This window comes from Streptomyces sp. MBT53 (assembly GCF_016654115.1).
Lineage (GTDB): Bacteria > Actinomycetota > Actinomycetes > Streptomycetales > Streptomycetaceae > Streptomyces.
This window is the reverse complement of the sequence record NZ_JAEQAZ010000397.1, coordinates 1-2,681: the sequence shown is the minus strand read 5'-3', so window position 1 is coordinate 2,681 and position 2,681 is coordinate 1. Positions and strand designations below refer to the sequence as shown.

Here is a 2,681-nt window from a genome sequence, read left to right as displayed (position 1 = left end):
CTCCGGATCCGGTGGCGGTGGTAGTGCTGGTGCTCCGGTCCGGTGAACTGCCGTCGGCGGCATCCGTGTCGGCCGGTGCCGATGCGGTCCCCGGCCCCGGCCCCGCCCCCGACCCCGGTGTCTGCGTGGCCCATTGCCGTTCCAGCGCCTGCACTTGATGCTCCGCGCCCCGGCGGGCCTCCCGGTTGGTCCACCACAACTGCTGTACGACGAGGAGGAGAAGGACGACCCCGGCCGTGACCAGGAACTCGCCGCCGGTCCACAGGACGCGTCGGCGCAGCGCACGGCGTCGACGGCGGTGCTGTTGCACGACGGGGACCCGCATGGGCCGCACGATAGGGGCGGGTTCTCCAACTCACCAGACCCATGACTCCTGTGGGACCGCTGTTGGACTCCTGTTGGCGGCGGAGGCGTCCGTTCGATCCTTCGTACACGGGTTTTAGAAAGGGGTGTCACAACCCTCGACAACCCCACGCACCACACCCGATGCTTCCTGGTGGCACGAGCCGGGGGGATGGCCGACGCCGGTGGGACGACCGGCGGTTGAGCGAATCGGGAGAAGAAATGATCCGACGCAGAACCCTGCTGGCCGCGGCGGGCGGTGGCCTCCTCGGCACCGCCCTGGCGACCGGTACCGCACGCGCCGACGCGACGGTCGCGGTCAACCCGGCGACGAAGTACGGCACTTGGGAGGGCTGGGGCACCTCGCTCGCCTGGTGGGCCAACGTCTTCGGCGCCCGGGACGACTTCGCCGACATCTTCTTCACCACCAAGTCGACGACGTACAACGGCACTTCGCTCCCCGGCCTGGGCCTGAACATCGCCCGCTACAACCTCGGCGCGTGCAGCTGGAACACGGTGAGCGGCGAGTCGATGGTCGCCTCCGCCAACATCCCCGCGTTCAAGCAGATCGAGGGCTACTGGCAGGACTGGAACAACGAGGACCCCACGTCCTCGGCATGGAAGTGGACGGCGGACGCGACCCAGCGCGCGATGCTGGTGAAGGCGACGGCACGCGGCGCGACCACCGAGCTCTTCGCCAACTCCCCCATGTGGTGGATGTGTCTGAACCACAACCCGTCCGGCGCCTCGGGCGGCGGCAACAACCTCCAGTCCTGGAACTACCGCCAGCACGCCTCCCACTTGGCGGCCGTGGCCCTCTACGCGAAGAACAACTGGGGCGTGAACTTCGCGACGGTCGAGGCCTTCAACGAGCCCTCGTCGAGCTGGTGGACGGCGACCGGCACACAGGAGGGCTGCCACATGGACTCGACGGTCCAGGCGGCCGTACTCCCGTACGTCCGCAGCGAGTTGGACGCCCGAGGCCTGACAAGCACGAAGATCTCAGCCTCCGACGAGACGAGCTACGACCTGGCGCGCACGACCTGGAGCGCCTTCTCCTCCACGACGAAAGGCTACGTCAACCGCGTCAACGTCCACGGCTACCAGGGCTCGGGCGGCCGTAGAGACCTGCTCTACACGGACGTTGTGACGACGTCGGGCAAGGCCCTCTGGAACTCCGAGACGGGCGACAGCGACGCCACCGGCCTGACGATGGCGAGCAACCTGCTCTACGACTTCCGCTGGCTGCACCCCACGGCGTGGACGTACTGGCAGGTCATGGACCCGTCGTCCGGCTGGGCGATGATCGCGTACGACCAGAGCACGCTCACGGCCGGCGCGGTGCAGACGAAGTACTACGTGATGGCCCAGTTCAGCCGCCACATCCGCCCCGGCATGACGATCCTGGACACGGGCGTGAGCTACGCGGCGGCGGGCTACGACGCGACGGCGAAGCGCCTGGTGATAGTCGCGGCGAACACGGGTACATCGTCGACGACCCTCACCTTCGACCTCTCCAAGTTCACGACGGTGGCGGGGGGTTCGAGCGGCCTGGTCCCGCGCTGGAACACGGTGACGGGCGGCGGAGGCGACCTCTACACCTCCCACTCGGACACCTACCTCAGCGGCAAGACGGTGAGCGCGACGTTCGCGGCCGGGGCGGTGCAGACCTTGCAGATCGACGGGGTGGTGATCTGACCGCGCAACCTGAACTCCGTCACAACGGCGGACAGTTGGGCCTGCTGGCGCTGGCGCTCGGCGGTTTCGGAATCGGTCTCACCGAGTTCGTGATCGCCGGGCTGCTGCCGCAGGTCAGCCGCAGCCTGAACGTGTCGACGGCTGCGGCGGGTTGGCTCATCTCGGGCTACGCGCTGACGGTCGCGGTGGGCGCGATAGGGGTGACGGCGGCAACGGCAGGGCTACCGCGCAAACCGGTCCTGGTAGGCCTGGTGGCCCTGTTCGTCGCGGGCAACCTGCTCTGCGCGATCGCCCCGAACTACCCGACCATGCTCCTGGGCCGCGTGGTGGCCGCCCTCTGCCACGGCACGTTCTTCGGCATCGGCTCCCTGGTCGCCCGCCGCCTGGTCCCACCGGAACGGGCCTCGCGGGCGGTCGCGATGATGTTCGCCGGCCTGACGGTGGCGAACGTACTCGGCGTCCCGTTCGGCGCCCTAGTCGGCGAACGGTGGGGCTGGCGGGCGACGTTCTGGGCGATCACGGCGACGGGGGCGGTGGCACTGGCGGCGATCGCGGTACTGGTGCCGGGCTGGGCGGGGCGGGTGAGCGGAGGTGCAGGCGGCCTGCGGGCCCAACTCCGCTCCTTCCGCTCGACCCAGGTA

General features: G+C 69.3%; 2 protein-coding genes and 1 pseudogene. 2 read left to right on the top strand and 1 reads right to left on the bottom strand.

From position 1 onward, the window contains the following. A pseudogene (locus JHN45_RS53835) lies at positions 1-325 on the bottom strand (class E sortase); the annotation flags it as partial. A gap of 239 nt (positions 326-564) precedes the next feature. Here JHN45_RS53835 and JHN45_RS51480 point away from each other — a divergent pair. Together JHN45_RS51480 and JHN45_RS51475 are read left to right on the top strand one after the other, a co-directional pair. Then, complete coding sequence (locus JHN45_RS51480; RefSeq protein WP_201056400.1) at positions 565-2,040, top strand: beta-1,6-galactanase; 1,476 nt, start codon at positions 565-567, stop codon at positions 2,038-2,040. A gap of 35 nt (positions 2,041-2,075) precedes the next feature. Next, positions 2,076-2,681 (top strand): MFS transporter (locus tag JHN45_RS51475; RefSeq protein WP_201056398.1); only part of this gene is annotated, 606 nt, incomplete at its 3' end.